15 protein-coding genes are annotated in these 15,624 nt (G+C 49.4%); 5 read left to right on the top strand and 10 right to left on the bottom strand.

Going from position 1 to position 15,624, the window contains the following annotated elements; genetic code table 11:
* Positions 1-63 precede the first annotated feature (63 nt).
* The 3 genes from MKMG_RS07815 to MKMG_RS07805 form a co-directional block, all read right to left on the bottom strand.
* A complete protein-coding gene (locus tag MKMG_RS07815) occupies positions 64-825 on the bottom strand; it encodes an ABC transporter ATP-binding protein (RefSeq protein ID WP_165077091.1) in 762 nt (253 codons plus the stop codon).
* A complete protein-coding gene (locus MKMG_RS07810; protein WP_165077090.1) occupies positions 822-2,006 on the bottom strand; it encodes an iron ABC transporter permease in 1,185 nt (394 codons plus the stop codon). The genes MKMG_RS07815 and MKMG_RS07810 overlap by 4 nt, the downstream gene beginning before the upstream one ends.
* Positions 2,007-2,094: 88 nt before the next feature.
* The gene (locus MKMG_RS07805; RefSeq protein WP_165077089.1) at positions 2,095-3,234 is read right to left on the bottom strand and encodes an iron ABC transporter substrate-binding protein; all 1,140 of its coding nucleotides are present in this window, start codon (positions 3,232-3,234) and stop codon (positions 2,095-2,097) included.
* A 322-nt stretch (positions 3,235-3,556) separates the two neighbouring features.
* Between MKMG_RS07805 and MKMG_RS07800 the strand changes: the two genes are divergently transcribed.
* Positions 3,557-4,153 carry a hypothetical protein gene (locus MKMG_RS07800; RefSeq protein ID WP_165077088.1) on the top strand — a complete coding sequence of 199 codons (597 nt, stop codon included), beginning with the start codon at positions 3,557-3,559 and terminating at the stop codon, positions 4,151-4,153.
* 49 nt (positions 4,154-4,202) lie between these two features.
* Here the strand turns inward: MKMG_RS07800 and MKMG_RS07795 are convergent, their stop codons facing one another.
* Entirely contained in the window at positions 4,203-4,412 is a 210-nt protein-coding gene (locus MKMG_RS07795; protein ID WP_165077087.1) for a hypothetical protein, read from the bottom strand.
* Between the two features lie 95 nt (positions 4,413-4,507).
* Here MKMG_RS07795 and MKMG_RS07790 point away from each other — a divergent pair, with 95 nt between their 5' ends.
* From MKMG_RS07790 to MKMG_RS07780, 3 genes are all read left to right on the top strand, one after another.
* Complete coding sequence (locus MKMG_RS07790) at positions 4,508-5,398, top strand: hypothetical protein (RefSeq protein ID WP_165077086.1); 891 nt, start codon at positions 4,508-4,510, stop codon at positions 5,396-5,398.
* A 51-nt stretch (positions 5,399-5,449) separates the two neighbouring features.
* Positions 5,450-6,337: a pyrroline-5-carboxylate reductase dimerization domain-containing protein gene (locus MKMG_RS07785; protein ID WP_371415201.1), complete on the top strand. Its 888-nt coding sequence runs from the start codon at positions 5,450-5,452 to the stop codon at positions 6,335-6,337.
* A gap of 89 nt (positions 6,338-6,426) precedes the next feature.
* Positions 6,427-7,707: an NAD(P)/FAD-dependent oxidoreductase gene (locus tag MKMG_RS07780; RefSeq protein WP_165077084.1), complete on the top strand. Its 1,281-nt coding sequence runs from the start codon at positions 6,427-6,429 to the stop codon at positions 7,705-7,707.
* Between the two features lie 48 nt (positions 7,708-7,755).
* Here MKMG_RS07780 and MKMG_RS07775 read toward each other — a convergent pair whose 3' ends face one another.
* Entirely contained in the window at positions 7,756-8,610 is an 855-nt protein-coding gene (locus tag MKMG_RS07775) for a 4Fe-4S binding protein (RefSeq protein WP_165077082.1), read from the bottom strand.
* Between the two features lie 243 nt (positions 8,611-8,853).
* Here MKMG_RS07775 and MKMG_RS07770 point away from each other — a divergent pair, with 243 nt between their 5' ends.
* Positions 8,854-10,503, top strand: coding sequence for a hypothetical protein (locus MKMG_RS07770; protein WP_254059130.1), 1,650 nt, complete (start codon positions 8,854-8,856; stop codon positions 10,501-10,503).
* A gap of 311 nt (positions 10,504-10,814) precedes the next feature.
* Here the strand turns inward: MKMG_RS07770 and MKMG_RS07765 are convergent, their stop codons facing one another.
* The 5 genes from MKMG_RS07765 to MKMG_RS07745 all read right to left on the bottom strand — a co-directional run.
* Entirely contained in the window at positions 10,815-11,291 is a 477-nt protein-coding gene (locus MKMG_RS07765; protein WP_165077080.1) for a helix-turn-helix transcriptional regulator, read from the bottom strand.
* Positions 11,292-11,508: 217 nt separating this feature from the next.
* A complete protein-coding gene (locus MKMG_RS07760; RefSeq protein ID WP_165077079.1) occupies positions 11,509-12,105 on the bottom strand; it encodes a hypothetical protein in 597 nt (198 codons plus the stop codon).
* Between the two features lie 164 nt (positions 12,106-12,269).
* Positions 12,270-13,046, bottom strand: a complete 777-nt coding sequence (locus MKMG_RS07755) for a PepSY domain-containing protein (protein WP_165077077.1) — start codon at positions 13,044-13,046, stop codon at positions 12,270-12,272.
* 15 nt (positions 13,047-13,061) lie between these two features.
* Entirely contained in the window at positions 13,062-13,757 is a 696-nt protein-coding gene (locus tag MKMG_RS07750; RefSeq protein ID WP_165077075.1) for a hypothetical protein, read from the bottom strand.
* 756 nt (positions 13,758-14,513) lie between these two features.
* Positions 14,514-15,624: DEAD/DEAH box helicase (locus tag MKMG_RS07745; protein ID WP_174235644.1), on the bottom strand; the 1,111-nt coding region annotated here is incomplete at its 5' end.

Genomic DNA, 15,624 nt, shown 5'->3' with positions numbered 1-15,624 from the left:
CAGATGATACCGGGAAAAAATGGTTCAATTGGGTGTGATGGTGACTGGCAGCATCTCCCCTGCTCATCTTGTCTCTGTTGGGACCACCACAGGATGGCCTGCAACCGTTTCCACATGGACCGGCAGACCATACACCTCTTCTATTACATCAGGCCGGATGATATCATGGCCACCGGCCTCATAAATCGTCCCGTCTTTCAGGAGAATGAACCGGTCTGAGAACCGGATGGCAAGATTGAGGTCATGCATCGTCATGACAGCAGAGACCTGATGGCTCTTCACCACCGCCTGTATGGTGGAGAGAATATCAATCTGATTTTTCAGATCCAGACTGCTTGTCGGCTCATCGAGGAGCAGAAGTCGCGGTTCCTGCACAAGAGCACGGGCAATACTCACCTTCTGGAGTTCCCCGCCGCTCATCTCATCAGTGTAGCGCAGGGTGAGATCCTCAAGCTCCAGCATCCGGATTGCAGAATCAACAATCTTCAGGTCAGTATCCGAGACACTCCAGCCCATATGCGGCCGCCGGCCCAGGAGAATGGCATCAAAGACCGTCAGCCGAGCCTTCTCGCACTGTTGTGCCACATATCCAATACGGCGTGCCACTTCCATACGCGAGAGGGAGAGGATATTGTCATCACCCACGAGGATATCCCCGGTCTTCGGTGCAAGAATCGCATTAATACACCGCAGAAGAGTGGTCTTCCCCACCCCGTTTGGCCCGAGAATGGAGACCACTTCTCCCGGTTTTACTGCAAAGGAGACGTCGTGCAGCACGTCTGAGCTGCGGTAGGTAAACGAGACATCATTAATGTCAAGAATCACCGTGAACGCCCCCTGATGATGAGATAGAGGAAGACCGGAGCCCCCATGAATGCGGTGAGAATGGCGACCGGCAGGATATGGGGTGCGATTATGAGACGTGCTGCCGTGTCGGAGGCCAGAAGCAGGAGTGCCCCGCAGACACAGGTGCCGGGGATCAGGTAACGGTGGTCGTCGCCGATTAACCGGCGTACAATATGCGGGCAGACAAGGCCCACAAACCCGATAATACCCAGGAACGCTACAATGACAGCCGTCACAAAAGAGGCTACAAGCATTCCCACAATGCGTTCACGGTCAACGTTCACACCCAGTCCCTTTGCTGTCTCATCGCCTGCGTCAATCGCATTGTAGTCCCAGCGTTTCAGGATGAAATAGGTCACTGCTGCTGCGACAACGATGCTCATCACAATCAGTTCATTCCACCCGGCCCGGCCGACATCACCAAACGTCCAGAAGACGACAGCCGCAAGCTGTACATCGTCAGCGAAGTACTGGAGAAACATCGTCCCTGCAGTGAAGAGCGAACCAATGGCAACACCTGCAAGCACCATCACCTCAGGCGATGACGCCCGGATACGCGATATTGCAATGATGATGCCGGTTGCTACCAGACAGAAGATGAAGGCAAAGAGGGTGGTGATATACGGGTTATCAAGGGCAATCGCGTCAGCACCACTGCTGCGCATCGTGCCGGTCCCGAGGACAATGACCGAGAACGCAGCACCGAACGCAGCTGCATGGGAGATCCCCAGGGTAAACGGTGACCCTAGCGGATTTCTCAGGACAGACTGCATGCCGGCACCGGCAATCGCAAGGCCGATTCCTGCCACGACTGCAGCAAGCGCCTGCGGCAGCCGGATATTCCAGATGATCCGGTCATAGAGCGAACCACTTATCGGTTCCACCAGGGTTCCGGCAAACGAAACATCCGGCAGCTCAACAACAGAGCCAAGCATTCCATACACACAGCCCAGGATCGTTTCCACCGCAGAACCCAGCATCCAGTAGAGCCGGTTCACGATACTTTCAACGACCGAAAGAACCGGAATATCAACAGCACCAACCGCAATGGAGACAATAAACAGCAGAAAAAGCAGCAGAATGCCGGCCCCGATGACTGCCACCTTTCGCCGCGTATATTTGATATATCCTTCCGGAATTTTGCCGTCAGCAAAATGCATCAGGACCCTCCGGGATGACAAATGTATACGGCCGGTCTGAATATAACCTCTGTGCCGGTGCCGGTTTCACAAAAAATAGATGAACGGGTCATTCCAGGTTGATCCGTTCAAACGACTTCTCATCAAAGAGACGGTCCATTTTATCGTAGACCGGCTCTCCCACGAGGAAGGTGTAAATTTCATCTGCTTTCTCTCCCGGGTTGACATCTGAGAATTCCTCCGGGTAGAGCACGGTTCCGATGAAGTAGGCATCTGCCATCACTGACCCGTGGTTTACCGTATACCAGTTATACGGCAGCACACCATACACCTCGCCTGCCTGCACGGCAGTCATTGCAGCGTAGGATGGGTCATCTCTTAGTTCATCAACTGCTGAAGGGTTGGTCTGCAGGGTTGAAAGATCAACGAAGATGATCTCAGGATCATAGGCAATGATCTTCTCCTGTGCGATATCAGCATGCGCAGTCTGGGGCCCTTCAGCAAGCATGCGGGCATTGACAAACACAAAGGGCGGATACGTAGGCTCTGTTGACTGGAATCCGTGCGGTCCGCGGTAGGCAATGCCGCCAATGAAGACAGTCGGCCGGTCTGCTTCTGCAACCCCTTCGGTCCGTGCATTAAGGTCTGCAGTGAGGCTGTCAAAGTAGGTGATCACGGCTTCAGCCCGATCTTCATTACCTAAGACTGTACCCATGACGCGGAGTGACTGATCCATATCAGCACGCTGGGTACCAAGGTCACCATACCGCAGGGCAACCACCGGAATGCCGGTCTTCTCCTGTAGTTCGTCTGCAACAGATGACTCAGTGCAGTAGGTCTTGAAGATCACCTGCGGATTACAGGCAACGACCTTCTCCGGGTCGTCGTTTCCACGGAATTCACCGATCAACGGCAGAGCTGAAAACTGTGGATTTGCAAGGGCATACGGCCGTGCATCAAAGATGTTCTCTCTTTTTTCAATATCATCCACACCCACAGCACAGTCCTCTGCCTGCAGGTATGTCAGATAGCGAAGACAGCCCGGACCGGAACAGACAACCCGATCGGGTGCAGCAGGGACGGTAACACTTCTGCCCATACCGTCTGTGATGGTCATCATACTACCGGATGAGTCATCTCCTCCAACAGGTGCGGCTGCAGATGATGATGTGTCGGTGCACCCTGCACAGAGTGCCGCAGCAAGAATAAGGCCACATACTGCGGCTATGAATAATCCTGAATGTTTCATGTAATCACTTCATACTTTTATTATCCTATGTAGCAACAATAAATAAGATTTGCTAATTTGATCACACTAAATTTTACCAATATATTATTCATATGATTTATTCGACCCCAATAAATGGAAGGTATGCGCACCAACTATCACCGGGTTCCATGTATGATACAGGATTCTCCCACACAAAAGAATCAAACAGCTCAGATGCATGCAATGGCATCACATATCAAAAAGAGAGAGAATCCAAATGAGAAACACCAAATCCTGTCCAGATTTCTTGTATCATCATCACTGTATTTTCCATAACAATCACCTGGAGATGCACCACCGGGTGGACAGGCCTCTCTGGCTACCGGTGCCCGGCAGATTCATCATACAGGAAAACTATTCAACCCCCATGGTGACAGGATTCCGGTTCCCGAAAATTTCTGCAGAAACACTCTCCGGGAAGAGAAAGACACTTCCAGATGCGGCCAGCGGGGCACCGGCACTCATCGTCGTGGCATTTGTCCGCGAGGCACAGGATATGATCAATTCATGGCTCATTCCTGTCAAAGAGGAATTCCAGGGTTCAGAAAAGATTGCAATCTATGAGATTCCGGTGATCAGTTCAGCCATCTGGCGGCCGATGCGAAGAATCATTGACACTGGCATGCGTTCAGGCATTCCGGACGCCGAACATGACTATGTGATGACCGTCTATAGCAGTGCGTCTGAACTCACCGGGCCGCTGGAGATAACAGATCAGTCATCGGCATACCTCTATCTCATCGACAGAGACGGTATCATCCGCTGGGAAGGAAGAGATTTTGCAGAGACACAAACCCTCTTCCGCCTGAGGGAGACGATCAGGAAATGCCTCAGCCAAGAGAATCGCAGAACAGAAGAGGGGGAAAGGAGAGAGGAACCTTCTGTTCCCCTCCCATAACCTATAATTATGTCATCGTCCCGAAAAACGGGCTTGTGAAACAGACGGGTCAGATACTCTGCGCTTCCGTATAGGCATCATACATGCCATAGATCCAGACGATGAGGTACAGGGGAATTGCAATAAGCGTGAACCAGAAGAATGCTAAGACACCTGCTACAACAAAGAGCAGAATGGCCTTCAGAAACTGCCCGGTGTAAAACTGTCCAAGACCGGGAATGAAAAATGAAAATATCAACGCTAAGAGAGGCGATGCCATGTACAGAAATCTCTGCCAGACCAGATGAATCTGGTGATCTGTGTAGATGAGAGCGTGGCAAAAGGAATAAATCACTTTTTTTCCAACATCTCAGGGTGAAAGCAGACACGGGATCAATTACACTATTTATTCCCACATTAATTGCAGCAGTTCTCATCTCCTCTGTTATCCTTACGGCGGGATGCCTCCAGACAGAACAGTCGTCTGCCCCCGTCTCCGGTGATGCAAAAGCACATGCAGAAATGCTCCGGATACTCGGCACGCTCCAGGGTGACATCAACACCCGGCTGCTCGCGCTTGACAAAACAGCGGCAGAGACAGCAGCAGAACTATCAGATATGGGTCTTGACGCCTCATGTGCGTGCAATTACGTACCTTTGACAACACTTCTCTATGCCGACCCCTCGGGCAAAACCGTGATCGCCGTTGGCAGGGACGGCACCGTACTCTCGGGTCTGCCGGCAACAAAGACAGAGACACTTATCGGCAGGAACCTTGGAAACCAGACCGTGGTTCAGGAACTCTTCACCACCAGACAGGCCCTGATGAGCGACATCATTCCACTTGAACAGGGAGGTTATGCCTCGGTCATCGAATACCCGGTCTTTACCAAAGAGGAAAAGCTGACAGGGCTTGTAAGCCTGGCGTTCGCACCGGATGAAATCATCGGGCAGTATGCAGTCCCCGCAGTGGAAGGCACACCGTATACTATCATGGCAGTCCAGACGGACGGGCGTGTCCTCTATGACGCGGATCCCCAAAAAATAGGCACGAAATTCTTTCATGAATCCCTTCATGATGCATTCCCAGACATATCCAAATTTGCACGTCACTATGCCGGTAACTGGTCGGGGTATGGCACCTATGCATTCTATGACACCGGCTTTGGCAGAGTTGTGCAGAAAGAGGCCTACTGGACGACCATCGGGATGCATGGAACAGAGTGGCGGCTCATCATCATCCGGGAAACAGGAGAAACGGCCTGACAAAAATATCGTGAAATACCACATCATTTTTGCTGAGTGAATCCGTCTGCCATGCAGCAGCAGGACACCACTAAACGTGAAATGAAGAGAAGAGAACAGAAGAAAAAAAGAGTGAGAGAAAGAATGGACACACAGATCGGGATCATCGGGACGGGGAGCATGGGGTGCATGCTCATCCGGTCATTTATCAGGGGCGGGGCAGCAGTTCCCCGGAATATATCCGCCTCAAACCGGACACCGGAGGCACAAAATGCAATTGCCACGGAAACAGGAATACAGACCGCAGACAACAACCGCACGCTTGCAAGAGACTCGGACGTCATCATTCTCTGCGTCAGGCAGCCGGACGTGGTGCCGGTCATGGAGGAGATACACGACCTCCTGACAGACGACAAACTGCTCATATCGGTTGCATCGGATGTCGCCCTGAGCGAACTTGAAGCCCTGACACCGGCACGGGTGGTGCGGGTGATACCCTCTGTCACTTCAGAACAACTGAAGGGGGTGTCACTCATCGTCTTTTCTGAGCGCACCACACCGGCCGACCGGGAACAGGCACTCTCCCTCTTCGGGGCTGTCGGTACCCCGGTCGTCATCTCAGAACAGGATATCGAACCCTACACCACCCTCACCAGCTGCGCCCCGGCATTCTTTGCGGCAATGGTCCGCGAATTTGCCAAATCCGCAACACGGATGACAGGTATTCCCGCAGCAGAGGCAGAAACACTTGCCCGCGAGACGTTCATCGGAACGGCCGCCCTGCTGGAGGTCCCCGGAACAGGGTGTACAGATATTATCAGTCGTGTGGCCACCCCCGGAGGCATCACCGAAGAAGGGGTGAACGTCCTGACCCGTGACTTCCCTGCGGTCTGCGATGAAATATTTGCAGCAACAGCGAGAAAACATGCACATTTCCGGGATCAGTCTTTCGGAGAATAATGCGGAAAAACCAGTCAGTCCCCGGCAAAATACATCCGAACCTGCGGGGTAATACTACATGAACTCCATAGACTACTCACCCAACAGATATGACAGACAAAGAGAGTTCTACCGGCAGAGACGCTGCCAATACTAACACCATATATACCGCGATCATCATCGGAGGCGGCCCTGCCGGTCTCTTCTGTGCCTGCCGTGCCGCAGGGGGGCGCATCCTTGTCCTTGAGAAGATGCCCTCCTGCGGAAGAAAACTCTGTATCACGGGAGCGGGCAGATGTAATCTCACCCATACCGGCACAATAACTGAGTTTATGACCCATTACGGGGACGGCGGGAAATTTCTCCGGCCTGCCCTGATGAACTTCTCCCCTGAAGACCTGCTGGCATTCTTCCGGGAACATGGTCTCTTCTTTACCGCTGATGAGAACGGCAAATACTTTCCAGAAGACGGCATGGCAAAGGATGTCCTCTCTGTTCTTCTTGCAGAATGCACCCGTGCAGGCGTTGAAATCCGGTGCGGGGAGCCGGTCCGGGCAATCGAGTGTACAAACGATCATTTCTCGGTCAAAACAGGGGATGCCACATATACTGCAGAGCATGTTGTGCTTGCAACCGGCGGTGCCTCATACCCTGCGACCGGGTCAGCGGGTGACGGATACACGCTCGCAGGTATGCGGGGGCTGCCGGTCACAGAGACTGGGCCGGCACTCTGTGCTGTCATCATCAGGGACTATCCCTTCCACGCATTAACCGGCATATCATTTGACAGCGTCCCGCTCTCCCTCTACCGGGATAACAAAAAGATCCGGCAGGTAACAGGAGATATCATCCTCACCGTAAACGGCATCTCCGGCCCCGGTGCCCTGCACATCTCCCGGTATGTGCAATCCGGTGACACCCTGCACGTGGGATTTGTGACAGGCACGGATGAAGAGAGTGCCAGAAAATATTTGACCGACACCATAGCAAACGGGAAAAACCGGCAGGTAAAGACCGTGCTCGCGGAAAGAGAGATCCCGGTCCGTTTTCTCATCCGCCTGCTCGAACTCTCCGGCATCCCGCGTGATGCCACCTGCGCCCACCTTACCAAAACTGACAGAAACACCCTCATCAGATATCTGACAGACTTTCCGTTCACTGTTGCCGGGACCGAAGGCTATACGACTGCAATGGCGACACGGGGCGGGGTGGCACGGGGTGCCATACAACAGAAGACCATGGAATCAAAAGCAGTGCCCGGACTCTTCTGTATCGGAGAGGTTCTGGACATCGATGGCGACACTGGCGGGTATAACCTGCAGGCAGCCTTTTCAACCGCTGCACTCGCAGCAGACGCCATGGTATCGGAGAAAACGGGCAGAAAGGCGTAAAAAAAGGGCTCTGGATTCATAGAAAAATTAGGTGAAAATTGTGCCTGCTTATTCCTCTTCATCCGGAATACCTGCAGCCGACCACCTGCCCGATGAGCGCCTGTAGACAAGGGCCCCCTCCACCGGGCATACCTCAACACACCGGCCGCACATATAACACTCTGATTTCAGGTCACCCACCTTCGCCTCATTCGTGGGGCAGACCCGTTCGCAGCATCCACATTCAATGCATTTCTCCGTTCGACGGAACTTGAAAGCACTCACTGCTGCGGTGAGAGAAAGCAGCAGCCCGTATGGGCATATGAACCGGCAGAACGGCCGGTATACCACCGTTGAGAGAAGCAGTACCCCGAGAAAGACATAAAAGAGCACTGACGTCACGTCAAGCGAGAAGAACTCCTGCAGGCCAAAATAATCGATAATGCCGACAGACCACCCGAACGCTGCTGCAAGAATGATCACAAAAACCACTGCACGGATGCCAAGAGAGATCTCTTTCCAGTTCTGCCCGAATTTTGGCAGGGCTACAAGGGAAGCAAGTTCCTGGATCGCACCCGCAGGACAGATATGACCACAGAATATCCGCCCGAATACCAGCGAGATGAGAAGCATCAGAATCAACCCTGCTGCCGCCGCCTGAAGAGACGCTCCCAGTGAGACAACATCACGGAGAAGGAGCTGCTGGAAGTTGTGCGGTGCAACCGGCGCAAAGATCAAAAATCCAAAACCTGTTGAGATGAGTAAAAATATATACGCCTTTTTGCGATTTATTTTCCCGGTATACCAGAGTATCGCAAGTGCGATCACCACCACAATGGCATACAAAAATCCTGCCGTCCGGGGAAGAAGGTTCGCAGCTCCACCTCCACTACCGGCACCCGTTCCTCCACTACTTCCACTCATAATTATTTATCTCCTGGTTCATGCCGCTCTGCGGTATAGTCCGGTTTCCGGCAGAGAAGAAATACTTTTACCCGGAGTTTCCTACCATTTCACCGGCTGAAGAAGAGAAAGCTGAAAACCAATATATTCAGTGACAAAAAACCATGATGGCACCTGTCAGAAGAACTCTGAAAAACTCTATTCGATTCTGTCCGCATTCCCATGAAACCTTTATCTCTGTTCAGAAGGAGGATAGAGACATATATGCAGGCAGACACTGAGAACAGAAATAACCGGCAGACACCTGCAGAACCCACCAGTTCACCGGCAAATTCCATATCTCTGCCCGCTCCCCTCGCAGCCTCAGTGCAGGTGGGACTCATCGTCACTGAACATCACTTCACCGCAGGTGCGGTACTGGAGGCAATAAAAAACGTGCTTCTCCGCCTCGACACGATCCTCGCCGGCACCCCCCATACCTACCAGTTCTTTCTTCCCCACCAGGCAGGACCGGAACACATCATCCTTGAGGCCCTGCTGGCAGACAGCATCTGGGAAGGCACCGCACCCCCGGAGATTATCCTCATCCACTGCGGTGAGAGTGAACCGGATGATAGCCTCTGCCCGTTTGAGGGGGATGTAGACCATGGAATCAGGACAATCCATGAAGAGGATGCAGCCCCCGGATACAACCCGGTCCATGATGCGATCATCGACTGGTGCACGCTTGTCCTCATTATAGGGGAGTGGGAACCTGGTGCTGCCCTCTACAGACCGGGGAGTGTCTTCGATCTTGCCCGGAATCATGGACGGACGATCATCGCAGTTAATCCGGTGAACGGCAGTCAGTATGAACTGCCCCACGACGACATGATCTTCGATTCCTTTGCACAGCTCAACCAGTATAATTCAGAAGAGGTGAACCACTCGGAGTATACCGCCGCATACCGGCGCTACACCACCTCGCTCCGTGAGGAGGCAGAGAAGGCAATGCTGAATGACGACATTCTGGAACCTATTTACGGTTCTTTACTTCCATATTTTACCCGGACCCGTCTTCTGGCAAAGAAGTACCAGCGCCTGCATACACTGACCGGTACATGTGTCTCTCTCCTTGCCGCCCTTGCTGTTGCCACCATCACATTCCAGACCCTTTTTCTGCCGGAGATGCCATGGCTGGTGTGGGTGGAGGTGTTTGAGATCTCCCTTATTATTTCCCTTATGTATGCATCACGCCACTGGGATTTCCATCGCCGGTGGATTGATTATAACTTCCTTGCCGAACGCCTCCGTGCAGGATTCTTTCTCTGCATCATCTGTATCCAGTGCGAAAAACCTGATACACCACCATATATGAGCATGGCCCACCGCCCGAACGACTGGATAGTGATGGCATTTGAAGAGATTATAGCCACACGACCCATCTATTGCTGCCGTCTGGACATCCCGTATGTACCCATCAAGAAGTTCTTCTGGTCTGCATGGATCACAAACCGCCTTTCGTTCTATGAACAGGCAGGGAAATCTGCACGGCGTACATACACCATGCTGACCTATGCCGGTGTAACAATTTTTTCCATCACCCTCATCCTCGCGGTTTTTCACGCAACCGGTATCGGCCACTGGGAGACAGACTACCCGTTCCGTGTTCCGATGCTCATGGCCTTTTTCACCATCACTCTCCCTGCCGTAGGTTCAGCCATTGCTGCACTACGCCTCCAGCGGGAATACCAGCGCAATGCCGAACGCTATGCACATACTGTCCGCCATATCACTGCCATCAGAAACCAGATTCAGCATGCAAAGAACATGAAATACCTCTGTGAATTTCTTGAAGAGATGAATGAAGTCACTCTTCGTGAACAACAGGACTGGCGTATCATCTTCCGCTTCCGGCAGGTAGAGGCAGTGTAGAAATGTTCTCTGCAACACAGAGTGTAAAACGTCAAAAGGAAAGGACTTTTCTCACATTCTGCATTAATTTTGTCAGCAATAGTATTTTTCATACTCCCTGCCAAGCAATCACAATATCTTCTTTAATTAATCATTCAGATTCGCAATTCGCGTTATTTTTTGCCTATCATCTAAGAATGTGAACTCCCTCCCTCTCCTGAATCGGAAGAAGGTCCACTTCATCGTGGGTCGCTGTGTCTGCTTATTCATCTGGCCGGTGACTGTCTCACCAGATCGTTCCAGTTCTTTTGAAACTGTTGGCTGGACAGACTTTATATTGAATACCTTTTCTTTGCTTTTCTCAACAGGAAAAGAATATACCAGAGTGCAATTGACAGAATAAGGAGCAGTTCACCTATGATTAACATCAGAGGATCATGAATCTTACTGGCATCCTGAACAGTATAGCCGCATACGTATGAGTGAATAAAAAACAAACCGGAAGTAAGTGTAAAAATTGATGTGCCGAGCAACAATAATACTCTGTATCCTTTTTCCGGATGGAGAATGCGTTGTGCTTTTGAGGTAAGAGAATAGGTACGCCATTTTCTGCTACCATCCATTTTTATAAGCCCGGAATCCATTAAAATGCCAAGATGCTGGTGAACAGTAGACCTGGCAAGATCGAGTTCTCCGGCAAGGTCGTTTATACTATTCCCTGACCGGTCATCAAGTGCCTTTAATATGGCTATCCGAACTTCTGAGGATAAAGCAGTGATGTCTTCCCGGTTGAGTGCAATATCATTCATATTTAAATTATCTCCGAGAGACCCCCATGGGATATAATATTATAATATTTTCCGAACAAAGAGTTTTTTGGATTGCATCTTCATTACAATCCCACATAAATCGGCGGTTCACAGATTGTAGTAAAAATAGGGAAATATTACCTCAGGAATTCAGAATAAATCCTAAAATAAAATGTTGTGGCAATATCTCAAAAATCGTTGAATGTGGTTGTTTTTTTCACCTTCCACGAATTGTTGGTGCCGATCCCAGTTCCGGTGCATCCTTTCCTTTTAGTATAAATTTTACATCTCCTGATGGCGGCCTTCCATGATTGGAATAATAAGTGCATGAAGTGCTGTTTTTCCCGGTGAAAGTATATGGGGCACGCATTTTGATCGTAAGACGACGAATTTCTTCCTTTTCGGGTTTTAAAAGTTCAGTCACAATCCGTACTTCATCTGATTTTCCGGCTGAAATATTGTCTATACGCACCTCTTTTGTGATGAAAGACACGGTCCCCCTCTCTGGATAACCGGTGGTTTCATTCAGGTTTTCTGTCCATACTGTCATATTGAGGATAGCACTCTCACAATCTTTCCCTGCAGTATTCCAGACTAAAAAATCAATGCTGAGATTATTACCCTCAACTGTTATATCGGGTGTATACCACATATCTTCCGGGTGTGACATATTGGGGCTGTAGCGGTCTCCGATATTTATTGCCCGGCTCCATTTGTCCTCATCCCGGATATGCCAGCTTCCTCCCTTATCTTCATCATAAATTATGACCGGAAATTTATAATCCGGGTTTCCATAATCCAGACTAAAAGGCATTATCCACCGGATAATTTTGAGAGGTTCCTGCACATGGTTTGATTTTAGATTAAATTCACTGACTATGAAATAATTTGCGGAAATAATGAGAATTATGGTAGCAATAAGGGCTACCCAGATCCAGACCTTTGAACGCATTGTACCATCCTGTGATATACAGTCATTTAGAGGTATGGGCTGGTCATCAGCGCCTCTCCTGTCAATGCATCAATTACTACCAGACCACCCTGAAGGACATAATCCTTAGGCTTACCTTTCATGGTAATTACCCATGTCAGAGACTGAAGGCCGGGTTTTGTATATTCTATGGTTAATTCGGCTGTTTTTTCAGTAACCTCTATGCCAGGAAATTGTTTTTCCGCAATTTTTAAGGCATCTTCCTCTGAGAGCTCAGGTTCAAGTACGCAATTAATCTCTCGCTGAATTCCTATATATGATATTATCCTGCCGGATACAGGATTAATATTTACAACAACGGTATTTGGTGTCAGGACTCCTTCAATAGTTTCTCTCCAGATAAATGAATTCTCACTGCCTGCATCACCATGATTTCTTAAATCGGAGTTTATAAGCTGCATATTCATGTCAGCAAAGCCGGAGTATTTCTCTTCTGCATACTCCCTTGCAACCATTTCTGCCCCGGCAGAATCAGGCCGAATTTCACCAGATGATTTCCAGGCATCATTAAAAGATGCACGCTCAACCACGCCCGTGTACATATTGACATATACCTGACCATTGCCTGTGCTGAATGTATAACAATCACCTATATTCTGGCATTCGGTATTCTGATACTGTATATTGACTGATGGATCATTAACAAATTCCTGTACTTTTTCTTTTGCAATGTCCACCCCGATTGGAGCTGTGGCTATAACTGCAGACACCACTGAAATGGTAACAAATACACACATCATTGCGATAATAAATTCTTTTTTCATTTTCAAAATCACCTCTCAATAGTCTCCATAACGTGCAGGAGTAAGGCAACCATTGTAATCGCCTGAGATTTCATAGGTATCAACCCCATGGTAGCCGAAAGGCCAATGCGAATAGCATTCATTTTTTGCATTTCTTGCAGCTTCTGAAACTGACTCACCATTCCGGACACGATCCCAGAAACCTTCGGACCAGTATTTCCCGTTTTCAATTTCTACCTCATCATCAAACCCGATACAGATGTCTACACCTTTATCCATAGTCTCCTGGACAAGATGTCCATTGTATGGGTTGTAGTGGGCTGAGTAACATGCAAGGTAGACAACAAGCAGGACATCATCGATATCAGTTTTTCCATAATCGGTGATGTAATACGGGTAGTTCCCGGGATGGTAACCAATATCTTTAGCCATAATCCAGGATTCATCGGAGAACTTAATTCCACCACCTTTATGGGAATAATCATAGAAGAGACCATGACCGTTGAAGAAAAATATTGCATCAGACTTAAATCGATTATATGCGGTCAATGCAAATACATTGGTGGCCGATGAACTGTTATAACCCATTGAAGACTGATCAACCTGTGCATCATACGCAGTCGGTGTTGTATCTGAACAGTCATAATTATTTGTCTCTGGCAGTGCGCTTACCGAACAGGTGAGTATTGCCAGCATACAACATGCTATTAGTATAAGTAAAACTCTTTTCATTGCTATTTCTCCACTTGTAGTAACACCGTATGATTACCCTGAAGCAATATTTTATTCAGAAGATGAACCTATAAACTCCTACGCGGTCGTTCGGAAAAAACCGAACGAATCATAAATATTTCCATTTACGTGCATGGTTGAAAAGGTATGAAAATCTCCAGCACTAATATAGGTGATAACGCTTCATGAAACCTGACTTTCAGATTAATATAAACTCTGCAATGAAAAGTTGGCAAAGGTAATGCTCAGCAATTCAAACCCAAAGAACAATGATCCGTATGACGACTTCTTTGACGGTCTCTGCAGGAATTTCAATATCGAAAGAATCGCTGCAAAACAATCCATAAAACCCATAAATTCAAAAGGTGAGTCATTGTAAACGTTCACCGAAAATTGATTCAGTGTGACGGGAAAAGCTATATCGATGGATTGCGATTATCCTATCCAAAATCTGTGACAATACTAAATTTGGAGGGCACATTTAGCATAATTTTGGGACACTGTCGGAAAATCCAGTTATTCCAGTTATAATTGGTCATCCTTAAGCAGCAATTACTTTTTCAGCTGATTTGAACTGAGACAATCTATTTCGTAATCCCCTATCACTGAAAAATCCGACAGTGCCCATACCATATGCGGGCAGAGAAGTTCCTCAACATAAGGACATTCTGCCCGAGCAGAAAATATCATCTGCCGTACACGATACAGGAAATTTGCCTGACCTGTAATTCTGATTCATCGGGTAAAAAAAAATATTTAGTATCGTTTTTTCCGGGAGTGTTCATTCTTTGGACAGTCATACCCGAGAGCTTTCCCGTTGACAAGTTTTGTGCCGCCGATGGATTTCCCTATCATTCCCTCAACGACCTGCTTTGCCTTTTCCTGGGGGACTTCCAGCAGGGAGTAGGTGTCAAAGATGCTGATGGCGCCAATTTCATTGCCGGTAATGCCGGTCTCTCCGGTGATGGCCCCGACAATATCTTTTGGCCGGATACGATCTTCCCTGCCCAGGTTCACGCAGAGCTGAACAATGCCTGAATGACCGAAACTATCTGCCTGAATGGAAGAGTTGTCATTCGCATCACTACCGGTATCCAGTTTCATCTTCAGCAGTGCTGCGGCAATATCAAGGGAGGTATAGCCATCAACCATGACCTGCTCGACGATCTCGACATACTTGTCATTCTCACTGTCATCCACGGTCTCCTTGATCTTCTCTATAAGATTGCGCATGCGGGTCCGTTCAACATCCCGGGCAGTGGGGAGAGGAATGGCAGTGATCTTGATATGTGCAAACTTCTGGATGCTCCGGAGTTTGTAGATCTCTTTGGGTCCGACAAAGGTAATTGCGCGTCCTTCACGTCCTGCCCGTGCTGTCCGCCCGATGCGGTGTACATAATACTCCACATCCTGCGGAACATCAAAGTTGATGACAAGGTCCACATCGTCCACATCAATCCCACGTGCTGCAACATCGGTTGCGATAAGGACATCAATTGCACCCTTGCGGAACTTTGCCATCACCCGGTCACGCTGTGACTGTTTCATATCGCCGTGGAGCGCCTCTGAGAAGTAGCCGCGTGTCTGCAGCTGGGTCATCAGTTCATCTACGGCACGCTTGGTATTGCAGAAGACAAGGGCAAGTTCAGGATCGTACATCTCAAGGATACGGCAGAGCACCTCGTTCTTCTCACGGTTGCGCACCTCAAGGTAGAGCTGTTCAATCTGTGGGACCGTCAGTTCACGGTGCTGCACACGCACGAACTCCGGGTTCTTCTGGAACCGGCGTGAAATTTCCTTGATCGGCGCGGGAATTGTTGCAGAGAAGAGCACGGTCTGTCGCTCTTTTGGGGTTTCTGCAGATCGG

Origin of the sequence: Methanogenium sp. MK-MG, assembly GCF_009914725.1 — an archaeon.
Lineage (GTDB): Archaea > Halobacteriota > Methanomicrobia > Methanomicrobiales > Methanomicrobiaceae > Methanogenium.
This window is presented reverse-complemented; position numbering and strand designations above follow the sequence as displayed.

Bases quoted from the DNA above. Each gene is read 5' to 3' on its own strand.
- MKMG_RS07780 (WP_165077084.1), top strand. From the start codon at position 6,427: ATGACAGACAAAGAGAGTTCTACCGGCAGAGACGCTGCCAATACTAAC.
- MKMG_RS07765 (WP_165077080.1), bottom strand. From the start codon at position 11,291: ATGAATGATATTGCACTCAACCGGGAAGACATCACTGCTTTATCCTCA.
- MKMG_RS07750 (WP_165077075.1), bottom strand. From the start codon at position 13,757: ATGAAAAGAGTTTTACTTATACTAATAGCATGTTGTATGCTGGCAATA.
- MKMG_RS07775 (WP_165077082.1), bottom strand. From the start codon at position 8,610: ATGAGTGGAAGTAGTGGAGGAACGGGTGCCGGTAGTGGAGGTGGAGCT.
- MKMG_RS07810 (WP_165077090.1), bottom strand. From the start codon at position 2,006: ATGCATTTTGCTGACGGCAAAATTCCGGAAGGATATATCAAATATACG.
- MKMG_RS07795 (WP_165077087.1), bottom strand. From the start codon at position 4,412: ATGGCATCGCCTCTCTTAGCGTTGATATTTTCATTTTTCATTCCCGGT.
- MKMG_RS07805 (WP_165077089.1), bottom strand. From the start codon at position 3,234: ATGAAACATTCAGGATTATTCATAGCCGCAGTATGTGGCCTTATTCTT.
- MKMG_RS07785 (WP_371415201.1), top strand. From the start codon at position 5,450: ATGCAGCAGCAGGACACCACTAAACGTGAAATGAAGAGAAGAGAACAG.
- MKMG_RS07760 (WP_165077079.1), bottom strand. From the start codon at position 12,105: ATGCCTTTTAGTCTGGATTATGGAAACCCGGATTATAAATTTCCGGTC.
- MKMG_RS07770 (WP_254059130.1), top strand. From the start codon at position 8,854: ATGCAGGCAGACACTGAGAACAGAAATAACCGGCAGACACCTGCAGAA.
- MKMG_RS07755 (WP_165077077.1), bottom strand. From the start codon at position 13,046: ATGAAAAAAGAATTTATTATCGCAATGATGTGTGTATTTGTTACCATT.